The 25,553-nt window shown below is 66.6% G+C and carries 21 protein-coding genes; 9 read left to right on the top strand and 12 right to left on the bottom strand.

Translation table 11 applies throughout. The features are described from left to right. Positions 1–133: 133 nt before the first annotated feature. Positions 134–1,564, bottom strand: coding sequence for an MFS transporter (locus JOF56_RS46500; protein WP_209645906.1), 1,431 nt, complete (start codon positions 1,562–1,564; stop codon positions 134–136). Positions 1,565–1,683: 119 nt separating this feature from the next. On the opposite strand from JOF56_RS46500, the gene JOF56_RS46495 reads away from it, so the two are divergent. The 5 genes from JOF56_RS46495 to JOF56_RS58890 all read left to right on the top strand — a co-directional run bounded on the left by JOF56_RS46495 (position 1,684) and on the right by JOF56_RS58890 (position 5,990). Then, positions 1,684–2,265, top strand: coding sequence for a CGNR zinc finger domain-containing protein (locus tag JOF56_RS46495; protein ID WP_209645905.1), 582 nt, complete (start codon positions 1,684–1,686; stop codon positions 2,263–2,265). 99 nt (positions 2,266–2,364) lie between these two features. Next, positions 2,365–3,114: a class I SAM-dependent methyltransferase gene (locus JOF56_RS46490; RefSeq protein WP_209645904.1), complete on the top strand. Its 750-nt coding sequence runs from the start codon at positions 2,365–2,367 to the stop codon at positions 3,112–3,114. Between the two features lie 280 nt (positions 3,115–3,394). Beyond that, positions 3,395–4,378, top strand: a complete 984-nt coding sequence (locus JOF56_RS46485; RefSeq protein WP_372448319.1) for a cytochrome P450 family protein — start codon at positions 3,395–3,397, stop codon at positions 4,376–4,378. Between the two features lie 107 nt (positions 4,379–4,485). After that, positions 4,486–5,358, top strand: coding sequence for an MFS transporter (locus JOF56_RS46480; RefSeq protein ID WP_209645902.1), 873 nt, complete (start codon positions 4,486–4,488; stop codon positions 5,356–5,358). A 20-nt stretch (positions 5,359–5,378) separates the two neighbouring features. After that, the gene (locus JOF56_RS58890; RefSeq protein ID WP_245378685.1) at positions 5,379–5,990 is read left to right on the top strand and encodes a CGNR zinc finger domain-containing protein; all 612 of its coding nucleotides are present in this window, start codon (positions 5,379–5,381) and stop codon (positions 5,988–5,990) included. Between the two features lie 19 nt (positions 5,991–6,009). Here JOF56_RS58890 and JOF56_RS46470 read toward each other — a convergent pair whose 3' ends face one another. Continuing rightward, positions 6,010–6,594, bottom strand: coding sequence for a GNAT family N-acetyltransferase (locus JOF56_RS46470; RefSeq protein ID WP_209645901.1), 585 nt, complete (start codon positions 6,592–6,594; stop codon positions 6,010–6,012). 105 nt (positions 6,595–6,699) lie between these two features. Here JOF56_RS46470 and cysD point away from each other — a divergent pair, with 105 nt between their 5' ends. Continuing rightward, entirely contained in the window at positions 6,700–7,626 is a 927-nt protein-coding gene (gene cysD, locus JOF56_RS46465; RefSeq protein ID WP_209645900.1) for a sulfate adenylyltransferase subunit CysD, read from the top strand. Continuing rightward, on the top strand, positions 7,626–9,464 hold the full coding sequence (gene cysC, locus JOF56_RS46460; RefSeq protein ID WP_209645899.1) for an adenylyl-sulfate kinase: 1,839 nt from the start codon (positions 7,626–7,628) through the stop codon (positions 9,462–9,464). The genes cysD and cysC overlap by 1 nt, the downstream gene beginning before the upstream one ends. 493 nt (positions 9,465–9,957) lie before the next feature. On the opposite strand, the gene JOF56_RS46455 is transcribed toward cysC, so the two are convergent. Further along, complete coding sequence (locus JOF56_RS46455; protein ID WP_209645898.1) at positions 9,958–10,911, bottom strand: helix-turn-helix domain-containing protein; 954 nt, start codon at positions 10,909–10,911, stop codon at positions 9,958–9,960. Between the two features lie 190 nt (positions 10,912–11,101). Here JOF56_RS46455 and JOF56_RS46450 point away from each other — a divergent pair, with 190 nt between their 5' ends. Both JOF56_RS46450 and JOF56_RS46445 read left to right on the top strand, forming a co-directional pair. Then, on the top strand, positions 11,102–12,061 hold the full coding sequence (locus JOF56_RS46450) for a cyclase family protein (RefSeq protein ID WP_209645897.1): 960 nt from the start codon (positions 11,102–11,104) through the stop codon (positions 12,059–12,061). Positions 12,062–12,069: 8 nt separating this feature from the next. Further along, entirely contained in the window at positions 12,070–13,725 is a 1,656-nt protein-coding gene (locus JOF56_RS46445) for a class I adenylate-forming enzyme family protein (RefSeq protein WP_209645896.1), read from the top strand. A 250-nt stretch (positions 13,726–13,975) separates the two neighbouring features. On the opposite strand, the gene JOF56_RS59790 is transcribed toward JOF56_RS46445, so the two are convergent. The 9 genes from JOF56_RS59790 to JOF56_RS46395 all read right to left on the bottom strand — a co-directional run bounded on the left by JOF56_RS59790 (position 13,976) and on the right by JOF56_RS46395 (position 25,506). Beyond that, positions 13,976–16,882 carry an NYN domain-containing protein gene (locus JOF56_RS59790; protein WP_209645895.1) on the bottom strand — a complete coding sequence of 969 codons (2,907 nt, stop codon included), beginning with the start codon at positions 16,880–16,882 and terminating at the stop codon, positions 13,976–13,978. Then, the gene (locus tag JOF56_RS46435) at positions 16,875–17,804 is read right to left on the bottom strand and encodes an AAA family ATPase (RefSeq protein ID WP_209645894.1); all 930 of its coding nucleotides are present in this window, start codon (positions 17,802–17,804) and stop codon (positions 16,875–16,877) included. Before JOF56_RS46435 ends, JOF56_RS59790 begins: the two co-directional genes overlap by 8 nt. A 30-nt stretch (positions 17,805–17,834) precedes the next feature. Further along, positions 17,835–19,817: a vWA-MoxR associated conflict system protein gene (locus JOF56_RS46430; RefSeq protein WP_209645893.1), complete on the bottom strand. Its 1,983-nt coding sequence runs from the start codon at positions 19,815–19,817 to the stop codon at positions 17,835–17,837. Then, positions 19,814–20,767: a lipase family protein gene (locus tag JOF56_RS46425; RefSeq protein ID WP_209645892.1), complete on the bottom strand. Its 954-nt coding sequence runs from the start codon at positions 20,765–20,767 to the stop codon at positions 19,814–19,816. The genes JOF56_RS46430 and JOF56_RS46425 overlap by 4 nt, the downstream gene beginning before the upstream one ends. A gap of 105 nt (positions 20,768–20,872) precedes the next feature. Then, on the bottom strand, positions 20,873–21,235 hold the full coding sequence (locus JOF56_RS46420; protein WP_209649141.1) for a MauE/DoxX family redox-associated membrane protein: 363 nt from the start codon (positions 21,233–21,235) through the stop codon (positions 20,873–20,875). A 225-nt stretch (positions 21,236–21,460) separates the two neighbouring features. Further along, the gene (locus JOF56_RS46410; RefSeq protein WP_209645891.1) at positions 21,461–21,832 is read right to left on the bottom strand and encodes a hypothetical protein; all 372 of its coding nucleotides are present in this window, start codon (positions 21,830–21,832) and stop codon (positions 21,461–21,463) included. 268 nt (positions 21,833–22,100) lie between these two features. Continuing rightward, complete coding sequence (locus JOF56_RS46405) at positions 22,101–23,378, bottom strand: IS1380 family transposase (RefSeq protein WP_209648898.1); 1,278 nt, start codon at positions 23,376–23,378, stop codon at positions 22,101–22,103. Next, entirely contained in the window at positions 23,314–23,790 is a 477-nt protein-coding gene (locus tag JOF56_RS46400) for a hypothetical protein (protein WP_245378683.1), read from the bottom strand. The genes JOF56_RS46405 and JOF56_RS46400 overlap by 65 nt, the downstream gene beginning before the upstream one ends. A 183-nt stretch (positions 23,791–23,973) precedes the next feature. Continuing rightward, the gene (locus JOF56_RS46395; protein WP_209645890.1) at positions 23,974–25,506 is read right to left on the bottom strand and encodes a sensor histidine kinase; all 1,533 of its coding nucleotides are present in this window, start codon (positions 25,504–25,506) and stop codon (positions 23,974–23,976) included. Positions 25,507–25,553: the final 47 nt, after the last annotated feature.

Genomic DNA, 25,553 nt, shown 5'->3' with positions numbered 1-25,553 from the left:
ACTCACCCAGTCGTATATGGCCAGGTAGCAAGTAAAGCCCGGGACGACCCTCCACCTGTATGCAATCGACCGGTTCAAGCAGCCTTGGTTCCGACTCGAACGCAGGGCGACTGCCCGCTTGCCATCGGTCACCTCACGCCGTCCGCAGCTTCTTGCGCATCGCCAGGGTCAACGGGACGGCCGACAGGATCACGACCGTGCCCAGCGCCAGGGCCCACCGCCAGCCGTCGACCATCGCTCCTGGGGTGTCGGCTCCGCCTTGGGCGGCTGTGACGGCGAAGGCTACGGAGGTCAGCACCGCCACCCCGAGGGCGATGCCCAGTTGCTGTGCGGTGTTCAGCACGGCCCCCGCGACGGCCTTGTGATCGGCGGACACGCCGTTGTTGGCGGCTACGCTGGAGGCGACCACCACGATGATGTGCCCGAACGAGTCGAGCGAGGTGGCCACGAGCACCAGCCCCAGCCCTCCACGTTCGGGCAATGCGACCAGGCCCAGATAGCCCAGCGCGGTGATGGCGATGCCGAACAGCAGCACGCGGTCCAGCGGCCAACGCTGCATGAACCTGCCGGTGAGCGTGCCGGTGAGGATGGCGACGGTGCCCGAGAGAGCGAACGCCAGACCGGTGGCCAGCGCCCCGTAGCCCAGGACCTGCTGCAGGTACAGGGTCAGGATGATGAGCATGCCGCCGTGCGCGGCGCCCATCGCCATACCGATGAGGTTCGCCCTGCCCACGGCTCCGATCCGGAACAGCGACAGCGGCAGCAGCGGTGAGGAGCTGCGACGTTCACACAGCACGAACAGCAGCGCGAGGCCGACGCCGACCATCAGCAGCGATGCCGTGTACATCCAGGACGTCCCGGGCCCGGCCTCCTCGAGGGCGTAGACGATGAACATCATCGCCCCGGCTGACAGCAGGCCGCCGGGGACGTCCAGCTTGCTGCGCTCCCGGACGCGACTCTCGGGAAGCCGGCGCACCGCCAGCGCCGCCGCCACGATCACCACGGGCACGTTGATGAAAATCGTCCAGCGCCAGCTCAGGAACTCGGTGAGCAGGCCGCCGCCGATCATGCCGCTGACGAACCCGGTGGACAGCACCGCGCCGGAGATTCCCAGGGCCCGCTCGCGTTGCGGCCCCTCCGGAATGCTGGCGGTCAACAGGCCCAGGGCGGAGGGCGCGATGAACCCGGCGGCCAGTCCCTGCAGGACGCGGCCGGCGATCAGGATGGTCGGGTTCCACGCGGCGCCGGCCAGCGTTGACGCCGCGCCCAGCACCAACAAGCTGACGACGAACACCCGTTTGCGTCCGTAGAGGTCCGCGATGCGCCCGCCCAGCAGGAGCATCGCGGCGAAGGCCAGCGCGTACGCCGAGAGCACCCAGCCCGCCGAGCCGGGATCGAAGCCCAGTTCCCTGGTCATGGCCGGCACGGCCACGTTGACGATGGACAGGTCCAGTGCCACCAGGAACTGCGCTGCACAGATCACCAGCAGCCCCAGCACGCGGGTGGTGGGCAACGCGGCCGGGCTTGCCTGCGTGCCGTCGACGGTGTCGCTTTCCCGGATCATCGAAGAGCGCCCCTTCGTCGTCACTGCCAAAGGCGTAACGTTGGTTACGGTACGCGCCCCAGTCGTCACCACCAACTCGAAGACGAGAGTGACGCGTGGCGCTGGGAAGGAGCAGGACGGTGCACGACCCCGCCAAACAGGCACCCGGCACGCTGGAGCTGGTCCGCAAGTTCGTCAACACCGACGACATCTACAACGACCGTGACGAGCTGGAGAACGAGGGCGCAGCGACCGCCTGGCTGGCGAAGGAGGGCGTGCTGACCGACGATTGGCTGATCACCGCCGACGACCTTGTCGCTCTGCATGACCTGCGTGACACCCTGCGGGCACTGGCCGCCGCCAACGCCACGGGCGAGCAGGCTCCGCACGGGGTCGTCGACGCGTTCAACCGCCTCTCGGCGCCGCACGCTGCCTCGGTCCGTCTCGACGTGGAGCACGGCAGCCTGGTCGGATTCGTCCGAGCACACGACGGCGGTGCCGGAGGCGTCATCGTGGCGCTGGCCGCTGCTGTGCATCAGGCCGTCCTCACTGGGACGTGGACGCGGCTGAAGTCCTGTGCGAACCCGGAGTGCCGCTGGCTGTACTACGACGAGTCACGCAGCCGCACGGCTCGTTGGTGCAGCATGCGCGCCTGCGGCAGCGTCACCAAGGCCCGCCGCTACCGCGAGAGGCAGCGCCGGCAGGCCTTGGATGCGTCGTGACGCGCGACGCTCATCGTGCGATCACCGAGGCCTCTGGCTAACCTAATACTGTGCAGTTACCAGTTACGTATCAACGGTGACGCGCAGAATGGAGGACTCGTGTCGAGTACGCAATATGACAAGACAGCCGACGTCTACGACGACAGCCTCAACGTTCTTACCTATGCCGCGCATGTCGAAGAGCCGACCTACAAGGCCGCTATCGGCGACGTGCGGGGGCTCGACGTTCTGGATCTCGGTGCTGGTACCGGTATCTGGACTCGCCGGATCAAGCAGGCCGGCGCCGAACGGGTCGAAGGCCTGGAAATCTCTCCGCCCATGGTCGACGTCGCCCGTGCCAAGGAGCGTGACGAACCGCTCGGCGTCACCTACCGCGTGGCCGATGCCACGCAGGGCCTCGATGAGGACCTGAGAGGTGCCTTCGACCTGGTCACCGGCATCAACGTCCTGCACTACAGCTCCAGCCGCACCGAACTCGCCGGCATGTGCTCCACGGCCAGGAGTGCGCTGCGGCTCGGCGGCCGTTTCATCGCGACCTGCGCGAACTGGGACATGCCCGATGACCCCGACTACTACAAGCCCTTCGGGGTGAGCTGCATCGTGCCGGCCAATCGCCAGGAAGGGACACGGGCGGAAGTCGAGACGACGATGGGCGGCCAGACGGTCTCGTTCGATTTCTACCTGTGGCGGCCCGAGACCTATGTGGACAGTCTGCGGGCGGCCGGTTTCCGTGATGTCCGCTGGCACCGGTGGCAGGTTTCGCCGGAAGGCATCGACAAGTTCGGCGCCGAGTACTGGCAACCCTTCATCGACATTCCCTCCATACGTCTGCTGGAGGCTCTGGCGTGATCCGGCGACTCCGGTAACAAGCTGCGCAAAGGGATGAAGGGGTGAGGAGATGTCAGAGGTTGTCCGGCTGAATGTCGAAGGTTCGGATATCGATGGGGAAGGGGCGGAACTGCGGCGGCGGGGGCCGGCCGTGGTGGTGGAGTTGCCAGGGGGAGTGCGCGCGTGGGCAGTGAGCCGGCATGAGACCTTGCGGCGGGTGCTGGCGGATCCGCGGGTGTCGAAGGATGCGTACAAGCATTGGGGGGTTTGGAAGTCGGGGGAGGTGACACACGATTGGTCGTTGAGCAACTGGGTGTCGGAACGGAACATGTCCACGGCTCACGGCGATGACCACAAACGGTTGAGGTCGTTGCTGGCGTCGGCGTTCACGGCGCGGCGGACGGCCGAGCTGAGGCCGGTGGTGGAGGCGATCACGGGCCGGTTGCTGGACGACATCGCGCGAACGCCGGCGGGCCAGGCGGTGGACCTGCGGGAGCGGTACGCGTTTCCGGTGCCGATCCAGGTGATCTGTCATCTGTTCGGTGTGCCCGAGGAGCAGCGCGGGGAGCTGCGCAAGAAGGTGGATGCGCTGTTCGACAGCACCATCACCGCCGAGGCAAGGGAGGCGAACACCGCCGCGAGTCATGAGTGGTTCAGAAACCTGGTGGAGCTGAGGCGGGCAACGCCAGGCGATGACCTGACCAGTGCGCTGATCCAGGCGATGAAGGACCAGCCGGGATCGATGAACGAGACCGAGCTGATCGACACGCTGATCGGAATGCTGTCGGCGGGGCAGGAGACGACGGTGAACCTGCTCGATCACGCGATCGCGGCGTTGCTCACGCATCCGGAGCAGCTCGAGCAGGTTCGGTCGGGGAAGCGGTCGTGGAGTGATGTCACCGAGGAGACGTTGCGGTGGCAGGCACCTGTGCCGTACTTGCCGTTGCGGTACGCGGTCGAGGACATCGACGTGGACGGCGTGACGATCCGGCAGGGCGAGCCGATCCTGGCGGCATACAGCGCCTCCGGCCGAGACCGCGAGGTTTACGGCGACAGCGCGGACGACTTCGACATCGGGCGGGAGTCCAAGCAGCACCTGGCGTTCGGCAACGGTGCCCATTACTGCATCGGGGCGCCGCTGGCCCGGTTGGAGGCGGAGATCGCGCTGCCTGCGCTGTTCGAGCGGTTCCCGAACCTGCGGCTGGCGATCCCGGCGACCGAGCTCAAGACGACGCCCACGTTCCTGTCCAACGGGCACACCGTGTTGCCGGTCCTGCTCAGCTGATCCGGCGGCCTGCTCGGCCGCAGCCGCGGGAGATGGTGGCTGACCCTGGTCGACGTGCTAGGACGGATGTGCGAACCGATCCTCGGCAGGAGCGAAAGGAATGTGGCATGACGAAAGCATCGCCGCACCCGACTGAGCGGGAGAGCACCTTTCAGCCCCGGCAGTTCTGGCAGCTTTCCATCATCTGCGGTACCCAGTTCCTGCTTGCTCTCGATTATTCGATCATCAACGTCGCGGCCCCGAGCATTCGTGACCGAATGGAGCTCGGCCCAGGAGTCGCATGGGTTCTGTCGGCGTATCCACTCGCGCTGTGCGGCTTCCTCCTGCTCGGCGGTCGGGTGGCCGATCTGTACGGGCGAAAGCGAGTGTTCATCTGGAGTCTCGCCGGTTTCCTCCTCGCTTCGCTGCTCGCGGGTGTCGCCTGGTCGCCGGAGGTGCTCATCACCGGCCGCGCCTTGCAAGGTGGTGCCGCGGCGTTCATCGCTCCGGCAGGTCTTGGGCTGCTGCAGGCGACGATTCCGGAAGGGGCGCAACGTGACCGTGCGCTAGGCATCTACGGTTCGGCGCTGTCGGCGGGGTTCGTCGCGGGCATGGTCGTCGGTGGCGTACTCACCGAGTTCGTGGGTTGGCGGTCTGTCTTCCTGATCAACATTCCCGTCGTCATCATCGCCTGCCTGCTGGCGAGCAAGTTCCTCGTTGAAAGCCGGGACACGCGTGCGTCGCGCGACCTCGATCTCACGGGCGTGGTTTTGGCGACGGCCGGCATGGTCGCGCTCGTGTTCGCCCTGACCGAAGGGGAGGTGTACGGCTGGCTGTCGGTTCCGATCGTTGTCTGCGTTGTGATCGCGATTCCGGCCATCGCGCTTTTCGTCCGCGGCGGTCATCACGACCGCACTCTTCCGGAAACGGTTCCAGGGACAGATCACGGAGTAGCAAAGCGGTACACCACGGCCGGAGCGACTTGTTGGCTCCGGCCGTGAAACCGAATATCATTGTTTCAATGGTTACGCAGACTACGTCCGAGGTCCGGTCGCCGTGGCAGGAAGGCCACTTCATCGGCGGCCACCCGGTCCTGGACCTCGCGAACACCGTCTTCGACCGGTTGCACCCGGCCGAGGACGGTGAGCTGTTCAGGGCACCCTCGGACGTCCTGACCTGGTGCGTGTCCGCGGGCCTTGTCGACGAGGTGCCGCGATTGCCGAAGGCATCCGTGGGTGGTCTCGTGGCAGACGTTCAGGCTGTCCGCGAGCATGCGTGGGCTGTCTTCAACGCGATCGCCCATGGTGAGGCGGTGCCGACCGAGTCGTTCGGTGCGCTTCTGGAGCGGGCCGGGACGGGCGTGCGGGCCGGGCACGTTCAGCAGAACGACGCCGGCCTCGGCCGCATCACCGCGGACTGGACGGCGCCCGGAGTGATCCCGGCGTTCTTGGCATTGCTGGCGGTTCACGCCGTGTTCGCCCTGCCGGCCGAGCGGGTCAGGGCGTGCGGCAGGTGCGGTTGGCTGTTCCTGGATTCCTCGCGGGGCGGCCGCCGCCGCTGGTGCAGCATGAGCACGTGCGGCAACCGTGAGAAGGCGCGCCGCCACCGTCAGGTGGAGCGCGCCGCGGGTTGACCAAGCGCTATTTGGGGCGCTATTTGAGTTTCCGCCGCATCACGGGTCGATCTTTACGTGGGCGGGCGATCTCGTCGAATCCGACTTTCAGGAAGGCGCTGGCCATGCCGGTCATCGCACTGTCCGCGCCCGCGCGTTTGCCTTCGGCGGGTTCGACCGGATAACCCTCGGCGATCGTGTAGCCCGCGGAGGCCGCATAGTCGCAGACGGCGTCGATGATGGCCGACTGCATTCCGGAACCGCGGTGCTTTTTCTCGACGTAGATGCACGCGATCGCGCAGACCGGCGTGTCATCGATGTTCTTGAGGATCGGTGAGCGCTGCAGCCTCGGGAACTCGGCGCGCGGCCCAAGCGAGCACCACGCCACCGGGGTGTCGTCTTCGTAGATGATGACGCCGGGCGGCTGTTTGCGTTGGGCGAGGCGTTTCATCGCCTTCTTGTTCCCTTCGCCTTTTTGTTCCATGAATTCCCCCATGGACAGGCGCCAGTGCATGCACCAGCACCCGCTGGCACCCCCGTTCTTTCCCATGACCGCCTCGAAGTCGTCCCAGTTCTTTGTGGACAGTTCCCTGACTGTCAGCGAGCCGGGCTTTGTTTTGCTCATCGCTGCACCGTCCCTGTCGTCTGGCAAGTGATGACCCGCTTTCCCACTCGGCGTACCCGATTCCAAGTAACTGTAAACATGCACTTTATAGGTTACTATGCTGGTATGGGGATATCTGGGTTAGCGACGAAGGGCCGTTACGTGGCCGAAGAAGGCGTCCTCGACGCGCTCGAGGCCGAGGCGATCCACGTACTGAGGGAGGTCGCCGGGGCGTTCCGCCGTCCGGTGATGCTGTATTCGATCGGCAAGGACTCCTCGGTGCTGCTGCACTTGGCGATCAAGGCGTTCGCGCCCGGCCGGATGCCGTTCCCTGTGCTGCACGTCGACACCGGCTGGAAATTCCGCGAGATGATCGCGTTCCGGGATGACACGGCCAAGCGACTGGGTCTGGACCTGCGGGTGCACACCAATCCGGACCCGGCGACGCCGTTCACGCACGGCACGCATGAGTACACGCGGATCAAGAAGACCTTGACACTGCGCAAGGCGCTTGACGAGAACAAGTTCGACGCGGCGATCGGCGGCGCTCGGCGCGACGAAGAGCGGTCGCGGGCCAAGGAGAGGATTTTCTCGTTGCGGGAACCCGGCCATCGCTGGGAGCCGCGCTCGCAGCGTCCGGAGTTCTGGTGGTCGGCGAACACCGAGCTGTCCGAAGGCCAGACGATGCGGGTGTTCCCGCTGTCCAACTGGACCGAGCTGGACGTCTGGCGTTACATCAAGCGGGAGGACATTCCCGTTGTGCCGCTGTACTTCGCCGCCGCGCGTCCGGTCGTGGAGCGGAGCGGCTCGCTGATCATGGTGGACGACGAGCGTTATCCGCTGGAGCCCGGCGAGCAGCCGCAGCTGCGTCAGGTGCGGTTCCGCACGCTCGGCTGCTACCCGCTGACCGCCGCCGTGGAGTCGAAGGCGCGCGACGTCGACGAGGTGATCGACGAGATGCGGCTCGACCGCAGGTCCGAACGCGCCGGCCGGCTCATCGACGGTGAGGGCGGCACGTCCATGGAGAGCAAGAAGTCGGAGGGGTACTTCTGATGGTTTCGGTGCTTCGGGTGATCGCGTGTGGCTCGGTGGACGACGGCAAGTCCACTTTGATCGGTCGGCTGCTGGCCAGTACTGGCGGCGCCACAGTGGACGAACTGGACTACGCGACGCGGACAAGGCGCGGCGGTTCCACGATCCCGGCAGGCGAGGTGGACTACTCGCTGCTGACTGACGGGTTGGAGGCGGAGCACGAGCAAGGCATCACCATCGATGTCGCCTACCGCTTCCTCGACCTGCCGTCCGGGCGCCGGGTGATCATCGCCGACGCGCCGGGACACGAGCAGTACACCCGCAACATGGCGGTGGCGGCCTCCACCGCGGACCTCGCTGTGCTGCTGATCGACGCCACGAAGGGCGTGCGCGAGCAGACCCATCGGCACCTGGCGATCTGCGCACTGATGGGTGTGCGGGCCGTCATCGCGGTTGTCAACAAACTCGACGGGGTGGGCTACGACCGTGCGGTGTTCGAGAAGCTCGCGAACGAGGCGCAGGAGGCGGCGAGCGGCCTCGACGTGGCGGCCAGCGCGATACCGGCCAGTGCGCTCAGTGGGGACAATGTTGTTGAGCCGTCGCCGAATCTGCCTTGGTACGACGGACCGACGCTGCTCGGCGCGCTGGCGAATTGGGAGCCGCGAGGCGAACTTGACAGTGCCGAGGACTACCGGCTGCCGGTCCAGTACGTCATCCGGGCGGATGACTTCCGTGGCTTCGCGGGCACGGTGGCCGGCAGTTCCGTCCGGCCGGGTGATGCCGTCGCGGTCGCCGGCAGCAGCGTGACGTCGAAGATCGACCGGGTGCTCGGCCCAGGAGGCGTCGAACTCGACCGGGCCGACCCTGGCACACCGGTGACGTTGACGCTGACCCATGACGTGGACGTCCGGCGCGGGGACCTGCTGACAACGCCGGAAACGCTGGGCAATGGGCTCGCTCCAGCGACGGCATGCTCCGCCACGCTGGTCTGGACCGCCGAGGAGCCACTGCGGCACGGCCGCTCATATCTGTTGCTGGCCGGGTCGCGAACCGTGCCGGCAGTGGTCACGAATGTCCGCGGTCGGCTGGAAGTGTTATCTGGCAAGCAACTCGCCGCGCGGACCCTGGGCCTCAACGACATCGGGACGGTCGAGCTGACCACCGACACCCCGATCTGTCTCGACAGCTACCAGACGTGCCGAGACACCGGCAGCTTCCTGCTCGTCGACCGGGTCAGCAAGGAAACCGTGGCGGCGGGCATGGTCCGGTACGCGTTGCGGCGGGGGCGCAACGTGGTTCCGCACGCCTACACCGTCGACCGCGACACCAGGCAACAGCTGAAGGGGCAGCGGGCCAAGGTGCTGTGGCTGACCGGCCTGCCGGGCGCGGGCAAGTCGACGATCGCCGACGCGCTGGAACGAAAACTGCACGCGATGGGGCTGCACACCTACGTGCTCGACGGCGACAACGTCCGAAGTGGACTGAACAAGGACCTCGGATTCACCCCCGAGGCGCGCGCGGAGAACGTGCGCCGGGCCGCCGAGGTGAGCCGCATCCTGCTGGACGCCGGGCTGATCGTGATCGTCGCACTGGTCTCGCCGTTCCGGACCGACCGGGCGGTGGCCAAGGGCCTGTTCCAGTCGGGTGATTTCGCCGAGGTCTGGGTGAACACTCCCGCCGAGGTGTGCGCCAGGAGGGACCCGAAAGGCCTGTACGCCAAGGCAAAGGCGGGCACGCTGCCGAACATGACCGGCATGGGCCAGGCTTACGAGCCGCCGGAGCACCCCGACTTGGTGGTCGACGGTGCTGGTTCCCTCGACGACGTGACGGACGAGCTGTGCAGCCTTGTGAGTGCTTGAGAGTCGTACCGAAGACCGCGGCCACCTAATTTAGGTATACCGCGCGTGTACCTGGGCCTGACCCGTTTTGACGGACATCTGAGATCAGGGGTGCGAGCTCCTGGGAGGGATGTTCATTAGGGCTGGTACAACACCCGCCGGCGGCATTCCAGTCTCGGCTACCTCAGCTCAGCCGCCTTCGAAGCAACCCTGCGCTTGCCGAAAACCTCATCCCTGCTGGTCAGATCCTGTCTGCTGTGCCGTCGACTCCGTCCGCTCGCGTGGCGAAAATCAGCACGGCAGGATCATCGGTCGTGCTGCTGCGATTGGCCTACTTCGGCCTCACAAACGCCGTCGCCATGTTCCGTCTGTTCCCGATGAGCGACCGGGACAAGGACATCGAGATCCTGGCGTTCAAGATTTTCGGCAAGCGCAAGGTCGTCTCACAAGTAGGACAACTGAGCGAGCTCGGCGCCAGAATCCCGTGTGCGACCCCAATTCCTCCTGACAAACGTCAACCCGGTTCGAAGCCATTTCGGGTGTCGCGGGGGCAGTGGCCGAAGCGCCGGCGGTATGCCGTGCTGAACGAGCTCGCGGAGTGGAAGCCGACCGAGGTCGCGATGGCGGTTATGGTTTGTGCGGCAAACGCTGGATTGGCCAGTTTGTTCCTGGCCAGTTCCAGGCGTTCGGCGCGGATAAGGTCGGTGGCGGTTGTATTTTCGCGGGCGAGAACGGCTTGGATATAGCGGGGCGACCATCCGATTGCGGCTGCTATCGCGGGTAGGGTCAGTTCCGGCTCGGTGGCGTGCTGGCGAATGTAGCGGCGTACCGCGTCGCGTACGGCCGCGCCGGACGTGGCCGGCAGGTGCTCGTCACCGACGGCTGCCAGGCAGAACAGGTCGACCACTCGATCGCATGCCGCGTCGAAATACGATCCCGACAGGTCTTCGCGCTCCCGGAGCAGGCTGGCCAGCAGGTCGCGCGTCACCCGTGCGATGCCTTTGTTGCCGATGACCCGCTGTCCCCGTGGGGACACCGTGCCCAGTCGCTGGTCGATTCGATCGAAGGGGATCAGCAGGGTCAGCGCCCTGGCTCCGTCACCATGGCCGACATGGAACGGGGCGTCGATCGGAACCAGCGTCATTTCGCCGGGGTTGAGCCGGTGGTCGGCTGATTCCTGACCCACCCGCAGTTCACCGCTCAATGGGACGAACAGTTCGTAGTGCCCACGCGGGTCGCGGCGGATTCCCTGCCGCTCGCGTTTCACCAGTTCCTTCTCGCCGGTCCATCCGACGAGTTGGTACGTCGCGGAGCGTTGGCGGATGACCCGCCCACGGTAGGAGTCGGTGTCGAAGGTGATGCCGAACTCGCCGTGGACGTTGGAGCACCAGTCCCGCCAGGCGTCGTGCGCCGCGGTGCCGCGGATCGCCTGGTCGCCGGTGACCAGGCCGTCGAGTTGGTACGTCACTGTCGCCCCTTCGACTCGTTCGGGCGAGTGTAGCCCTGATTTCCCCTGGTCACAGTCGTGAGCGCCGCGCAGGTGTGCGCCTGCGCGAAAGAACTGTTCGTGTGGCGGCAAGACGCCCGGCCAAGTGTGCCGTTTCACTTCAACCGTGCCTGTCCAGCGTCGGAACCAGGCAATACGTTGAGGAGAAGCGATGACTGAGACGAGCGTTCCGTCCCTTGAGGACTTGCTGCGCGACGCGCCGACCAACTGGGGCAAATGGGGGCCGGATGACGAGGTGGGCAGTCTGAACTACCTCGGTGCGGAGCAGGTGATCGCGGCCGCGGGGCTGATCCGGTCGGGGAAGGTGTTCACGATCCAGCGCCTCATCGGTGACCCGAAGGGTGATCCGGTCTGGCCGGGCCGCACGCCTGCGGTCCGTACCCAGGTCATGGACGAGGCCACGTGGGACGGGGACGGGGGCCCGCAGTTCCCCGGTGGCCTGCACTACGCCGACGACAAGATCGACGCCTTCCTGCAGGGGTCGACGCAGTATGACGCGCTCGGCCACGTTTGGTACGGAGGGAAGCTCTGGAACGGGTACGACGCACGGACAACCATCGGCGGTATGGACCGGGCCAGCGTCGAGCCGATCGCTCAACGTGGTGTCGTCGGCCGTGGAGTGCTGCTGGACATGGCCCGGTTCCGCGGCAAGAAGACCCTCGACGCGGCCGAGACCTACACCCACGAGGATCTGCTCGCCTGCGCCGACAGCCAGGGTGTGCGGCTACGCCCGCGCGACATCATCCTGATCCGGACCAACTACCTCCAGCTGTTCTACGAGCTCGGCGAGAAGTTCTATGAGGGGTTCTGCGAGCCGGGACTGGTGTACAGCCCGGAACTGGTCCAGTGGTTCGCTGACATGGAGATCCCGAACCTGGTCACCGACACCATCGCCAACGAGGTCACGACCGATCCGGGCAACGGCGTCGTGTTGCCACTGCACAGTGCGCTGATGCGTAATCTCGGTGTGGCGTTCACCGAGATAGCCGACCTCGAAGCGCTGGCCGCCGACTGCGCGCAGGACCATGTCTACGAGTTCTTCTACGCCGCGGCCCCGATCAAGATCGCCAAGGGCAGCGGCGCACCGGTCAACCCGATCGTCGTCAAGTAGGGACCGGGATGTCGATCTACGATGAGCGCCCGTGGCTGGCCCTGTACGGCGGCCAACCGGCCGAGTACGTCCTGCCGCACCCGGACGCCCTGCAGATGTTCCGTGCTGGCCTCGCCGCGGACCCGCACGGTGTGGCGATCCGCTATTTCGACGGTGTCGTGACCCGCTCCGAACTCGATGCGCAGAGCGACGCCCTGGCATCGGGACTGCGCGAAGCCGGGTTCGGTCCCGGCGACCGCCTGGCGGTCTATCTGCAGAACATGCCGCAGTTCGTGGTCGGCATGCTCGGCGCGTGGAAAGCCGGTGGCTTGCTGGTCTCGATCAATCCGATGAGCCGGGCCAGGGAACTGAGTTACCTGCTGCGGGACTCCGGCGCGAAAGCCCTCGTGGCACTGGAAAGCCTGTATGACGAGGTCGCACGCGACGTCGTGCCGTCCACATCGGTCGAGTTGGTCCTGACGACCAGCGGCCTGGACTACCAGACCCGCAACGACCCTCGGCTGTTCGGCGACGGCACGCGGCAACGCCGCAGCAGTTCCGTCGGTACTCACGACTTCGTCGAGTTCATCGACGCGAACCGCGGAAAAACGCCTCCGCCCACACAGATCGGTGTCGACGACGTCGCATTCCTGACCTACACGTCCGGCACGACGGGCGTGCCCAAGGGCGCGATGAACACGCACCGCAACGTCGTGTTCACCGCCATGGTCTACCGCGACTTCTTCCGGTTCCGGCCAGGTGGCGAAGTGTTCGGGATCGCGCCGCTGTTCCACATCACCGGCCTGATCGGGCACATCGCGATCAGCTTGCTGGCTGCGATGCCGCTGGTGCTGGCGTACCGGTTCGAGCCGGCAGTGGTGCTCGACGCCTTCGCCGAGCACCGGCCGACCTACACGATCGGCGCCGTCACCGCGCTCAACGCGCTGATCGACCACCCGGACTTCGACCGGGACAGGTTCCGCTCGTTCCGGTCGGTCTACTCCGGCGGTGCGGCGATCTCCCCGACCGCGGAGAAGGCTTTCCGGGCGGCCACCGGCCATCAGGTGCACAACGCCTACGGCTTGACCGAGACGACGAGCCCGATGACGGGCAACCCGTTCGGCGTGGCGCCGCCAGTCGACCGGACCTCGGGGGCACTGTCGGTTGGCGTGCCCGTGCCGTCGACGATCGTCCGAATCCAGGACGACGCCGGCAATGATCTCCCGCTCGGGCAGATCGGCGAAATCGTCGCCGACGGCCCGCAAGTGGTCGCAGGCTATTGGGGCAAACCGGAGGAGACGGCGGCCGGCCTGCCAAGCGGGATGCTCAGGAGCGGTGACGTCGGCTTCATGAACGACCAGGGCTGGATCTTCATCGTCGACCGCAAGAAAGACATGATCAACGCGTCGGGTTACAAGGTGTGGCCACGCGAGGTCGAAGACGTCCTGGCTGAGCATCCTGCGGTGCGCGAGTCGGCCGTCGTCGGCGTGCCGGACGAGAAGCGCGGCGAAACGGTCAAGGCATTCGTCAGTCTCAAGTCCGGCCAGTCGGCAACGCCCGATGAACTGATAGAGCACTGCAAGCAGCGGATGGCCGCTTACAAGTACCCGCGCCAGCTTGAGATCATCGACGAACTGCCCAAGACGGTCACCGGCAAAATCCTTCGGCGGAAACTACGAGGCTGACCTGTGGACCTGTCCGGTCGGGCTGAACTGCGCGCCGTCCGACCGAACAGGACACCCAGCCCCTGGGCGCCTCAAGCGCCGGCCCGCAACGAACTGCGCCGCCAGGCCTGTGCCGCTCGAAAAGTGTCCGGATCATGAAGAAGTACCGGACCCGCGGCCGGATCGCCGCGCACGGTCGGCACACCGAGGAATTCGATCGTGCCTCGATCTGGCGGGCGGCGATGGAGCGCTTGGCCACGTACTCGCAGCTCTAACGACGGTCCAGCCAGGCCAGTAATGTTTCCGCGCGCACGTGGTCAGCGCCGGAACGGACCGCGGAAACCGCCACGTTCGAGTCCGAAGTCACCACGGCAACCGGCCGGCTCTCGGGTTCCGGGGCGACCAGAGCGTGGATGACGTCTTCGACCACTACGCCGGGATCACTGAAGAGCGCCCGGACTCCGCGGGGAGCCTTGTCAGGCACGCTGACCACGCCCGCGCCGCTGAAGACCACGGTGACTTCCGCCGATGTTTCCGTGGCCAGCCAGGCGAGCTGCTGGAGCAGGTGTTCCCGCTGACCGGTCGCGGGCAGCTCCCGGTATCCGACCACCGCAACGTTGCCTCCATCGACAATCAGATGCACGGACGGCAAAGCGAGCAGCCGGTCGAAGTCGGCGACCGGATCGGCGCGGAGCCGTTTGATCATCACGAGGCAGGACACGGACTGCCGTTTCCGGGTTCCGTCCGGGAGTCGCACGTCACGCATCACTTCTATTGGTGGGTGCTGCCGATCCGAATAGCCCAGGCGTCGGAAAAGCCGCCCAGCAATCCGGTCGTCGATTTGTGCGGCCAGTGCGACCTCGTTGAAGCCGTCGTCTCGGAGCATCTGCTCCGCTGTGGCGATCAGCTCGGTGCCGACGCCTCTGCTTCGATAGTCGGGGTGGACTTCCACATGGCTGAGAAGTGGGACGCCAGGGATGTATTCCCTGACTTCTGGTGTGTCGGATGGTTCGAGCCAGATGTAGATGTGCCCGATGGGCCGGTCGTTCTGCCAGGCGACAAGCAGCGCGCCACGGCCTTGGTCCTGGCGGGTGAGCCGGTCGGTGAAGAAGCCCTCGTCGCCGAAGTTATCGCTGAGTATCGCCAGGTCGGATGAGCGTGCGTGCCTGATTGTCCTGTCAGTGCGTGGTTGTGGCCTGCGCGCGAGCAACCGGGGGTCGATTCGTTCGAGCAGCGGGGCGACGCCCGCGTAGGTCAGCTTGTTGATGTTGATCCGGAAACTGTTCGGGAATTCGTCGCTGATCCGCTCGTCCTGACTACCGGCCAGGATGACCTGGAGTATTCGCCGGGGGTCAGTATGTTCGAGTATCAGCCGAAATTCGTGCGTTGTCCGTCGTTGGTGGCCGTACTTCGGTGAGACGATCACGATGACGAAGTCGGCGTTGGTGATCTCCCTGGTTGCCCACTTCTCCCAGTCCATCCGGTCGGCTGCGCTCCACCGGTCCAGTACGACGTCTATCCCGTATTCGTCGACGAGGAATGACGCGAAGCGCAGGACAAGATCGTCGTGGTTCAGGGATTCGTGTACGTAGCTGATGTACACGCGAGGGCTGCGAGTGTCCTGCTGTTGTTGTGTCCGGGGCGTTTCGGCGGGCTGGGTGACGCTGTGGTGTTGCCTGGTCAGCAGGTGCTGGAGGCTGGACGCGGCTTCGGCGAACGGATGGGTGTCCGCTGTGACCAGCGTTGTCGAGTTCGGGTCGACGACGACTGCGGACAGCCCGAAGGCAAGGTTGGTGGCCTGCGGCGCGGCGGCGATGTGCCGGGTGATGGCATCGAACGTGTGCCAAGCGTCGTGGTAGGTCAGGTGGGCACGGAGTTGTTCCGCCGCACCGCCATGGAAGGACAACACAGGCTGGTCCGGGCCCGGGCTCGAGGTTTCCAACAGGCCGCTGACCAGAAACTCGGCGACGTCGGACAGATCCGCGTCGCGCATGACGGTGTGCCGGATCAGGTCCAGCAGCGGAAGGCTGAAGTGCGGGAACGGGGAACACAACACTGCCAGCCGGGCGGCACTGGGCGAAGCCGTGTGCAGGAACGCTTCCACCCGGTCGGCGACCGGCTTCTCCGCCAAGGAGACCGAGGCTGACTCGGCGATCCAGTCCAGGTTGAGCAGGATCGCGTCACAGCCTTCGGGCGCGGCGCGCATCAGGGCCTTGGCCCACTGGGCGATACCGGGTGCCGTGAAACCGGCGAACGGGATCGGCAGCCACGTCCCGTCCGGTTCGAGTGCTTGCAGCGCGAGGGAGAGATGGAACCGGAGGGCGCTGCTGCGCGCACCGGGAACGGCCGCGTGCACCACCGTGGTCGGAGAGTCCAGACCTGAGTACGACCACAGGTGCGGTGGCAGCGGATCGACCAGCACTGTGGGGGTTGTCGTTGCCAGTGTGTGAACGAGCTGCCACGCCGGTGCGGCGCGCCAGCCGGCGGAAGCGAAGTCCGACAACAGCATCACCAGGCGCCGTCCGCCCGGTGTAGCCACCCGGCGAGCCGGATTGTCGATTCTGCCGCGCTTGTCGCCCAACGACGCACTCACCGGGTTCAGTTGCCAGACATGGGTGTTACGGAACGCGCCGATACCGCGCAGCAGAGCGGTGAATGCGGTGATCTCCTTGCGCCAGACCGCCATCGAAGAGGTCGTGTCGATGATCACGACAAGGTCGAACCAGCGCTCCGGTTCGGGTTTCATGACAGGGGAGAGGATCCCGCTGCTCGCGTACGCGTCGACGGTCGCGTCGATGTCCACGCGGCGTCTGGTCCCGTGCAGCCATGGCCTGGTCAGCGGCTGCAGGGCACGGGCGAACATCTGCGAGGCGGTGAACGCCTGCGGTGGCCGGACGACGATCTCGTGGCCAGGCACCTTGTCGCGGCTGCCGGGCAACCGTTGCCGCAGGCTGCCCGCGACCAGCTCGTCCACTTCCTCGACAGCTGGCTTCGGTGCGTGTGTCACCGAATTCGCCGGTGCCTGCTGCTCTGGCGACGAGGAATCGGCCGGGTCGGTGGATCCGAGCTCGTCGCCCGCCATCGTGCCCAGCCACAGCGCGTCGGCGATCGCCCACACGTCCAGGTCTGGGTTCGTCTCGGCGAGGGCGGCCAGCACGCGGCTAAGTGACTCAGCCATTCGCCAGGTCGCGCAGCAGGAGATCCCGGATCTCGGCGGTGTCGGGCACGTGCGTCTCGCTCAGGACGTAGACGGCGTTGAGAAGCTGGTCGATGGCCAGTCGCTCACCACGCTCGATCCGCTCGACGAATTCGCCGACCAGAGCGCTGCCGGTGTCAGCACCGTCCAGGTGCGCGCCGATGATCCGTTCCAGCATCTCCACGGTCGGCCGCGGCATGGTGAACCGGATGCAGCGCCGGAGGAACGCTTCCGGGAAATCGCGTTCGTCGTTACTGGTCAGCACGATGAACGGGAACTCGTGGCAGCTGATCCGACCATTGTGGACAATCGTGGTCTCGGGGCTGTCCCACAGCCGGATGTCGATCTCGCCGACCGGGTGGCGGGCCAGTTCCGGGATCTCGAACTCACCGCGCTCCAGGACGTCCAGCAGGTCGCTGGGCAGATCCATGTCACTCTTGTCGATCTCGTCGATGAGCAACGCCCGCGGCCGTCCCGACTCGGACGGCAGCAACGCCGTGCCCAACGGCCCCAGCTGCAGGAAGTCGGCGATGTCGTCGCGGTCGTCGGCCGACCGCTCGCCGGCCAGGCGCAGGTTCTGGGCGTGGATCCGGCCAAGCGCGTCATACCGGTAGAGCGCCTCCTTCAGCGTGCTGCGTGAAGTCACCTGCCAGCGCAGCACCCGGCCTAACGCCAGTTCGTGTGCGACTTGCTCGACAACCGTGGACTTGCCGAACCCAGCCGGGCCGCGCAGCAGCAGGGGCCGGCGCAGCAGCACGGCGGCGTTCACGGCCGCCACCAGTCCTGGTGGCGGCTGGAACTGTTTGTGCTGGGACTCTCGCGGGAAAGTGCGCCACGGCGGTGCTTTCGGCGGCTTGATCGGGCGTTCGATGCCGTCGCCGCGGTAGTAGGGCGACCAAGTCATAACGGCCTGCTCTCGTCTTCGATCATTTTGTCAGGACCGGACTTCCCGGTTGTCGAACCAGCGGCAGAAGTCGAGCCAGTCCGAGTCGTGCCAAGCGGTGCGGACCGAGAGCAAGCCGGCGGTCCGGCCGGCCGCCTGCTCACGGAAGGCGACCGCGAACTCGCCGGGCAGCGCGTCCCACTGCTTGCGGACCTCGTCCGGCCAAGTCGAATCCGACGCGCCCGCGGCCGACGGCCACAGCAGGATCGGCGAGTACTGCAGCAGCAGCCCCAGTACCTCGGTGAGGTTGGCCGGCCGGTGATCGATGCCGATCGCACGCGGGAAACCGCCCAGTTTCAGCCGGTGGCCGAGCTGTCTGAGATCGCGCAGATCGGCCTCGGTCACCCAGTCCACCGGGACGTCCGGGTCGTTGTCGATCCGGTGCATCGCGTCGCGGGCCGAGTCGTTCATCCGCTGCCGCAGGTGCCCTCGCTGGACCCGTCCGCTCCACTGGGTGAGGACGTTGTGCTGGGCACCCAGCAGGTACTGGCCGTCCTCGACTTCCTGCGGGTCCCAGTCGGCCAGCACGTCCGCGGGCACCGCGATGTCGATACTGCGGAGGTCCTCTTCGGGCTGGCGTTCGCCATGGGCCCACGCCAGTGCCCGCACGATGATCTGCTCGGCACCGGCCCGGGACGGATACGCGCACGTGAACGTCTTCTGTGGCGTGGAAGCCGTTCCCGGGCGCAGCAGCCACGCCCGGATGCTTTTCGGCCAGCCCACCGGTTTGCCGGTCGCGACCAGGACAAGCCTCAGCTCGCTTCGCGTCGGCGTCACTTTGAGCGCGGCATACGCGTCGTTGAGTTCCGCGTTCAGTCCCAGTGACTGGGCCCATGCCCGGACACGAGCCTGGCAAGCGGCCGTCCCGGCTTCGATGGCCAGTGCCGTGACCAGCTTGACCAGCGGCTGCCATGGGTTTCCATCCACTGTGGCCACCCGCAGCGCGGCTTCTTCCAGCAGTGCCACAGTGAGCGCGGATCCCGACAACCTGGTCTTGGTGAAGACTCGGGCTCGTTGCGCGGCACAGCGCAGTTTTGGTGTCGAGATCTCACCGAAGTCGCCACGGATCAGGTCCGCGGCACTCAGGGCGAGAGTGATCGCGGCGGCGGCCCGGACAACGTGGCGTGCGGCGATGTCGGTCGCCTGGGCGGCCGTGTCACGCAGGTCGGCAAGGGAGTCGATCGTCCATCCGGCCGGCCGGGGATAGCCGGGATTCCACGCTTCGATCGCCGTCTCGAGTTCGGCCCGGCCCAACGGCCCGATCGTGCCGAGGGTTGTCGACGAGACGTGGTCGCGGTTGCGGGCCAGCCACAGGGTTCCGGCGTTCTCACCATCGAAGACCAAGCGGGCAGGCATCTGCCTGGTGAGGCTCGCACGCAGCGCGGTGACCAGGTCTTCGTTGACGAACAACCGTTCGGCAGGCGTCGAGATGCCGGTACGCACCAGGCGGGTGAGAGTGAGGGTGAAGTCCATCTCGTAGGACAGCTGGTTCGCGGCTGACGACATCAGCACTGCCAGCCCGGTCCGGCCCTTGGGCACGCCGCCGGCGATTCGCCGCACATCCGGCATGCCCGCACCGGAATGGCAGGTGTCGAGCAGCGCGATCACACCTTCGACGCCCAGGTGTTGCACCACTTCGGCGAGCAGGCCGCCGATGTCGATCCCGCCAGTCGGTTTGTCCCGCTCGGTGTTGTGGGCCATGTAGTAGAGGGTGGAGTCGCCGGCCACAAAACCGTGGCCGAGGAAAGCCAGGATCAGAACGGCACCTTCGGCGTCCGCGCGGTCTGCCGCTTCCCGCACGGCTTCACGAATCTCGGTGTCACGCGCGTCGCGGACAAGCATTTTGCCCGTTGCGGCACCGAGATCAGGCGCGGCGAGCATCTCGCCGAGCTGCTTGGCGGCGGCGTCGAGTCCGGGCAAATCGTCCTCGCCACGGCACTGGGTGGCGACGACGAGGAAGTGCCGGGCCGTCATCCCCGCATCGCCTCGACGATGCGACCGGCCACTTTGGACTGAGCGAGATACTTGGTGGCGCTGTGCACCCAGAAGCCGTCGGAATCCACCCGGTCGCTGACCGGCGCGACACCCGCAGTGTTGACGCCGATGTGCTTTTCGAGCTTCGGCCGGGAGACGACGACGTCATCGCGGTCCCAGAAGTTCAGCCATCGCTCGACGTGCGGCGGTGTCGCGGGCGGGGCAGGACGCACTCGGTGCAGTACGACCGCCGCCGTGGCCAGCGGAGAACCCAGGGTGACGAACAGCCGGACCGAGCGCCCGTACTCGTGCAGCGCCTCGAAGGCGACCACTGATCCCAGCGAATGCGCGACCACGACGACCGGCCGATCGTGCGGCAACGACGCGAGGACTCTGGCCCGGACCCGGACATCGAGCGAGTGCCCATGCAGATGTTCTTTTCGGGCAAGGTAACGCCCGACTTGGCTGAGTGCCGCCAGCAGCCGCCGCTCGGACGTCCACTGACCGGCTCTGCGCAGCGGCTGGATCCGCAACAACGACGTCACAGCCGAACCCAGGATTCGCAACACCTGCCCTAAACCCTGCGCCCCAGTGACGTCCAGCTGCGCTTTGGCCTCCAGCAACGCACGCCGGATCTGTGGGTCTTCGGTCTCCTCCAGCAACTCGTCCACGATCGTTTCGACGAACTGCATGAGGAAGAGCGCTTCGTCGTCCGGCAGGGCGTCGGTGCCGCCCTGTGCGCCCTGGCCGGACATCATGTCGCTGTAGTCGGCGAACCTGATGTCCTGATCGGCGAGAACTCCGGCGAAGTCGCTGTGTCCCGCCTCGCGGGCGCCCTGGCTCAGCGCCGTCACCCACTCGGTGCGTTCCAGCGTCGCGTCCCGGCGGCCACCGATGCCGTGCACGAGAACCAGCACAGGAGATGGTTCAACGGCACCAGAGCCCGCCATTCAGCCTCCAACGATTTCGCGAACGCGATGGTATGACGTGTCCGCTAATCGGTCAGGGGCAATGGAGTGTTTCGTGCTGCTCCGTTCGGGTGACGTTCCTGGCGTTCAGCGGGTGCTAACCACCGGTCCGGCGATCAGCTCGGCGAGGTCGTCGAACCGGATCACGAGCACCGCACCCAGTGCGCCGATCGCGGCTGCGAGTGCCGCTATGGCGGGATCAGCCGTCTCCACAACGGACAGCGAGACCGCGCCGAGCCCGGCGACCAGCAACAACAGTGCGTTGCGGACCACGTGCCGGTGCGCGAGCACGGTGCGGGCGGGCCCGAAGCAGCGGCACACAGCGCCGGACCGACGCGCGACGGCACGCCACACTGCCGCGGTCAGCACGCCGAACAGGCCGGTCGCAAGAAGCAGGCCGGCGGCGGCGAGCCAGCGTCCGGGCCGGGCAACGCCACCACACCCGCACACCCGGCAAAACCCTCGACGGCAACGGCAAGAGCCATGTCGGCTACAGTTGCCTGCACAACGCCGTGGACGATCACTCCCGGCTGCCCCACACCGAAATCCTGCCCGACGAACGCAAAGACACCGCCGCCGGATTCTGACAACGCGCCCAATTCACCACCGCGGCCACACCGCACTCGCAGGCCACCCACCCGCCAGCCGCGTTCCCAACCTCTCAGGTCAGTACACCTAGGTCGTGTAGACGGTGTCATCGACCCACGTCGGGGCGCAGTGGGGTGTGCCGATGGAGTGGATGTCCGTCCAACAGCGTCGCCATTTGAGCGGGTAGGCGTTCGGTCCGAGCGGGGCGATCGATTCGTCGTGGGCGCTGCAGGTGGCGGTGATGGTGTCGGACGCGCGCTCCCAGCGGTACCAGACGAACACGATGACACGGCCATTGCACGCCAGGTCCTGGACCGTGAACGAGTTCGGGCCGTGAGTCAGGTCCTGGTCGCCCGGGTGGTACTCGATTCCCGAGGCCGCACTCGCTGGCGTGGTCACCACAAGCAGCGCGCCGCAGACCGCCAGGATCGGGGATATAACGCGTAAACGAGACAGCATGAGATCACCTCTTTAGCCAAGGAACAGGTTTCACCTCTTGTACTAGTGGAAGCCCGGTCGGCCCGCAGAACGGGCTCCCACACGTTGAGAGCCGGATTTGGCTGCCTTAGCCTGAATCCGTGGATCGGATGACTGGTTGATCTTGGTGTGGCTGGTGGGCGGTGTCGGTGTGGGCTGACTGGGTGTGGGCGTGGTTGAGCTGCTGGCCTTCCCAGCTCGTCCATTGTTGTTTCCTGGTAGGGCCGTTGCGGCCGGGGTGGTTGGAGGGTCAGGCTGCTACTTGTCGCCTGTGATCGGTGAAGGTGCTGTCCCACAGGGCTTTCCATCGGCTGGCTCGGGGCCAGTGGGTCGGTAGGTGCAGGGTTTGTTTGCCTTGGGGTCGGGTGATTCGGGCTGGGACGTTGATCAGATGGCGGCGTAGGGTGGCCCCGCGGGCGACGGCGTGGGTGTGGTCGGTGAGGGTTCCGGCGGCGCGTAGCAGGTTGTGGGTGATTGCGGCCAGCGTGGCCCAGGCGGCGTTGGCCGCGAAGAGGCCGGAGGGCAGGTGGGCCCATGGCCCGTCGATCAGGTCGGCGAACACGGTTTCGATGATCGCGTGCTGGCGGTGGGTGATGTCGGCGTCGGTGACCGGTTCGGTGGTGTTGGTGAAGAACGGGTGGTATCGCCATACCGGGAACAGTTCGTCGGGGTGGTTGCGGTCGCGGACGCGCCGGACGATGAGTCGGGCGGTGATCTCGTGTTTCGTGCCGGCGAACGCGGTGTAGTCGATGTCGGCGACCTCGGCGTCGGAGATCAGCTCGCCGGTGTCGGGGTCCAGGACGGCGCCGGGGTAGCGCGCCGGGGTCCAGGCGTGTTCGGGGATGGCGCCGATCGCGCGGAGGACCGGTCGGGTTTTGGTCAGCACGAAGGAGAATTGGGCGCCGGTCTTCACTACTGCGGTGATGGTCTTGTGGTTGCCGAACGCGGAGTCGCCTCGGCAGAGGATGGTGGTCGCGCCGGCGGTTTTCGCGGTGGTGATGGCTTCGGTGAGCATGCTGGCCGCGCCTTTGCCGGACCCGGTTTTGCCCGCGCGTAGCCGGATCCCGGTCAGTACCGGGGCGGCTGCGCGGGTGGAGATGGTGGTGACCAGTGGTGAGAGTCCTTTGCGCAGTACCTGCCTGTTCGCGATTTTCGTGTGTCCGAACGACGCGCCTTGTTTGGCATGGCCGTAGACCGGGCGCAGCAGCGAATCGATGTCCACAAACGCCTGTTCGGCGATCCCGGCCGGCACGTCGGTCCGGGTGGCCAGGGCCAGCAGGTGACGGCGTAGTACCGAGGCCATGCCCGAGATGATCGAGGTCAGTTTCGGAGTCGGGTTGGCTGCCCCGGAACGGATCCGCTCGGACCGGAACACCACGTGCCGCTCCAGCAGGTCGGGCAATCCGGTTTGTTCGGCCAGTTCCATCACCGGCACCAAGCCCGCGCACGACACCAGGTTCTCGTCATCGAACCTGGCAGCATCGTGCCGCCAGTTGTGGGACAATCTTACTGAAAGTGTCCTTCCGATCCGCGTGGGTGCCGCGTGGGTCGAACCCCACGATGTCGAAGCGGGCGCTCACCACGGGCTCCAGGCGCGGCGGGATCCGGCCGCCGGCACCGGGGCCGCCCGGGTTCGTGAACACCGTGCCGATCTTGTGCTGCGGGTCGGTGGCAGGCCGTTTGGTCAGCGCCAGCGATATCTGCGGACCTGCCGGGTCCCGGTAGGACAGCGGGACACGGGCCGTGGCGCACTTTGCGCTCGGCGGACCGCTCCCCGCTGGGCAGGGTGCCCAGTCGAGCACCGGCGTGGCGGCTCTGTCCGGGTCGGGGCCGGCCGGTGGCGTCGCGGCACTCGTTCCCGTGATCAGTCCCGCCGAGATCGCCAGGGTGACGGTGCCCAGCGTGAGGCCACGCCGGACGACGTCGCTTCGTGCTCGCATGTGCGTGTTCTCCTTGTGTGATGCCGCCGCACCTTGATCCGCGCCGGGGTGGGGGCTGGAATGCGCGAGCAGCGTAGGGCGGGGAGGTGGAACCACGTAACGGCCGGGAAGCCGACAAACACTGGCTGTTCGGCCGATATCCGGCGGCTCAGGTTCCGCTTGCGGCGGTCAGCGCCGAGGCGATCAGATCGGTAGTGCGAATCTGGCCTTCTGGACCACGATGTCGTCGCGGAAGCAGTAGCGCTCGACAATCGTTGTACCGCTCTCCATGAGGTTGTACGTGTACCAGCAGTCCGTGCCACCGGGCAAGGGCGGTTCGAGGCCGCGGGACGCCAGGCGGGCGACCGGATCGTCTTTTCCGATCACGTTGGTGATCTGGGCGCGGGTGCTGCCGATATGGACCGAGTCGAATGTGGTGGGCAGGTCGAAGGTCAACGTGTTGAAGGTGACCACGAGGATCGCGACCGCACCGATCAGCCCGGTTGCCAGCACAGCGGACATTCCCGCACGGGCCCAGCGGTCATCCGTCCTGACATCGGTGCCGGCGTCCGGTTCGACCGGCCTCGGCGGGGTCATGGACAGCGGGAGTTCGGCGGTCACCCGGAATCCCCGGCCGGGCAACGGGCCGGCCTGGGAACTCCCGCCCAGCAGGCGGATCCGTTCGCGCACCCCGACCAGTCCGAGGCCGGAGCCTGGCGCAGCGGTGCCGGGCTGCCCCTCGTCGACGACACCGACGCGGATCCTGTCGGCGGCGTGCTCCACGATGACTCCGGCCGCTGCCGTGGGGGCGTGTTTGCTTACGTTGGTGAGTCCTTCGCGGATGATCCGGTGTACGGCTTGCCGGATCGGCAGGGCGATGGCCGCGGTATCGGGGCCGATCCAGGACAGTGCGACGTTGAGGCCACCGGCCTGTGCCTGGTGGACGAGCCGGGAGACGTCCGGCCAGGTGCCGGTGTGGTCGGTGGGCAGTGTGGCGGCTGCCGGTCCTTGCTGGCGCAGGATGCCGAGCGTCGTGCGCAGTTCGTCCATCGCGGTGTGCACGGTTTCCCGGATCAGTCGTGCCGGTTCAGTGATGTGTGTCGGCTTGGTGGTGTCGAGCTCGAGGCTGCCGGCGTAGAGGGAAATAAGGCTGAGCCGATGGCCGAGCAGGTCGTGCATTTCCTGGGCGATACGGGAACGTTCCTGCAGCTTGGCGGTGGACGCCGCGTAGCTGGCCTGTTCAAGCAAAGCGTTGATCAACCGTTCCCGCTGTCCGAGCAGCACGTGCACCATCGCGGGTCCGGCGACGCACACCAGCGCGGCGATCCCGAAGACGGCGAACGCGATTTTCCACTGGTACCCTGACCCGATCAGTCCGATCGTGAACGGCATCAGCGCGGCCACGCCCAGCGCGAAACCCCGCCGCCGAGCAGATCGGACTCGTCCGGCCACGCCGTAGGACGCCAGGGCCAGGATCACCCCGGCCGCCGGGTACCACCCGAACAGCAATGCCGCGGCGAGCAGCGTCGTCAGCGGGAAGCGGTGGCGCACGAGGGCCGGCAGGACCGCGCTACCCGCGACCAGTGCCGCGACGCCGGGGATGGTGTATGGCGCCGGGCTCCAAACCACGGAGATGTAGTCCGTGGCCAGATAGGTGACCATGCTGACGAACCCGAGCAGGGCCAGTTCCCGCCCGAGCGCCATGGCTCGCCCTGCGAGCCATGGCGCTCGGGCCATGATGTGTGATCCGTTCACGTCAGTGCCTACGTGCGTGTCCGGAGCCG

The sequence above is a fragment of the Kibdelosporangium banguiense genome, assembly GCF_017876405.1.
In the GTDB taxonomy this organism is placed as follows: Bacteria; Actinomycetota; Actinomycetes; order Mycobacteriales; family Pseudonocardiaceae; genus Kibdelosporangium; species Kibdelosporangium banguiense.
The sequence above is the reverse complement of the archived record's forward strand: the minus strand, read 5'-3'. Positions and strand labels throughout refer to the sequence as shown.

Coding starts and splice junctions, on each gene's coding strand:
- JOF56_RS46500 (WP_209645906.1), bottom strand. CDS start 1,564: ATGATCCGGGAAAGCGACACCGTCGACGGCACGCAGGCAAGCCCGGCC.
- JOF56_RS46480 (WP_209645902.1), top strand. CDS start 4,486: ATGACGAAAGCATCGCCGCACCCGACTGAGCGGGAGAGCACCTTTCAG.
- JOF56_RS58890 (WP_245378685.1), top strand. CDS start 5,379: ATGGTTACGCAGACTACGTCCGAGGTCCGGTCGCCGTGGCAGGAAGGC.
- JOF56_RS46470 (WP_209645901.1), bottom strand. CDS start 6,594: ATGAGCAAAACAAAGCCCGGCTCGCTGACAGTCAGGGAACTGTCCACA.
- cysD (WP_209645900.1), top strand. CDS start 6,700: ATGGGGATATCTGGGTTAGCGACGAAGGGCCGTTACGTGGCCGAAGAA.
- cysC (WP_209645899.1), top strand. CDS start 7,626: ATGGTTTCGGTGCTTCGGGTGATCGCGTGTGGCTCGGTGGACGACGGC.
- JOF56_RS46450 (WP_209645897.1), top strand. CDS start 11,102: ATGACTGAGACGAGCGTTCCGTCCCTTGAGGACTTGCTGCGCGACGCG.
- JOF56_RS46445 (WP_209645896.1), top strand. CDS start 12,070: ATGTCGATCTACGATGAGCGCCCGTGGCTGGCCCTGTACGGCGGCCAA.
- JOF56_RS59790 (WP_209645895.1), bottom strand. CDS start 16,882: ATGGCTGAGTCACTTAGCCGCGTGCTGGCCGCCCTCGCCGAGACGAAC.
- JOF56_RS46435 (WP_209645894.1), bottom strand. CDS start 17,804: ATGACTTGGTCGCCCTACTACCGCGGCGACGGCATCGAACGCCCGATC.
- JOF56_RS46430 (WP_209645893.1), bottom strand. CDS start 19,817: ATGACGGCCCGGCACTTCCTCGTCGTCGCCACCCAGTGCCGTGGCGAG.
- JOF56_RS46425 (WP_209645892.1), bottom strand. CDS start 20,767: ATGGCGGGCTCTGGTGCCGTTGAACCATCTCCTGTGCTGGTTCTCGTG.
- JOF56_RS46410 (WP_209645891.1), bottom strand. CDS start 21,832: ATGCTGTCTCGTTTACGCGTTATATCCCCGATCCTGGCGGTCTGCGGC.
- JOF56_RS46400 (WP_245378683.1), bottom strand. CDS start 23,790: ATGCGAGCACGAAGCGACGTCGTCCGGCGTGGCCTCACGCTGGGCACC.
- JOF56_RS46395 (WP_209645890.1), bottom strand. CDS start 25,506: ATGGCCCGAGCGCCATGGCTCGCAGGGCGAGCCATGGCGCTCGGGCGG.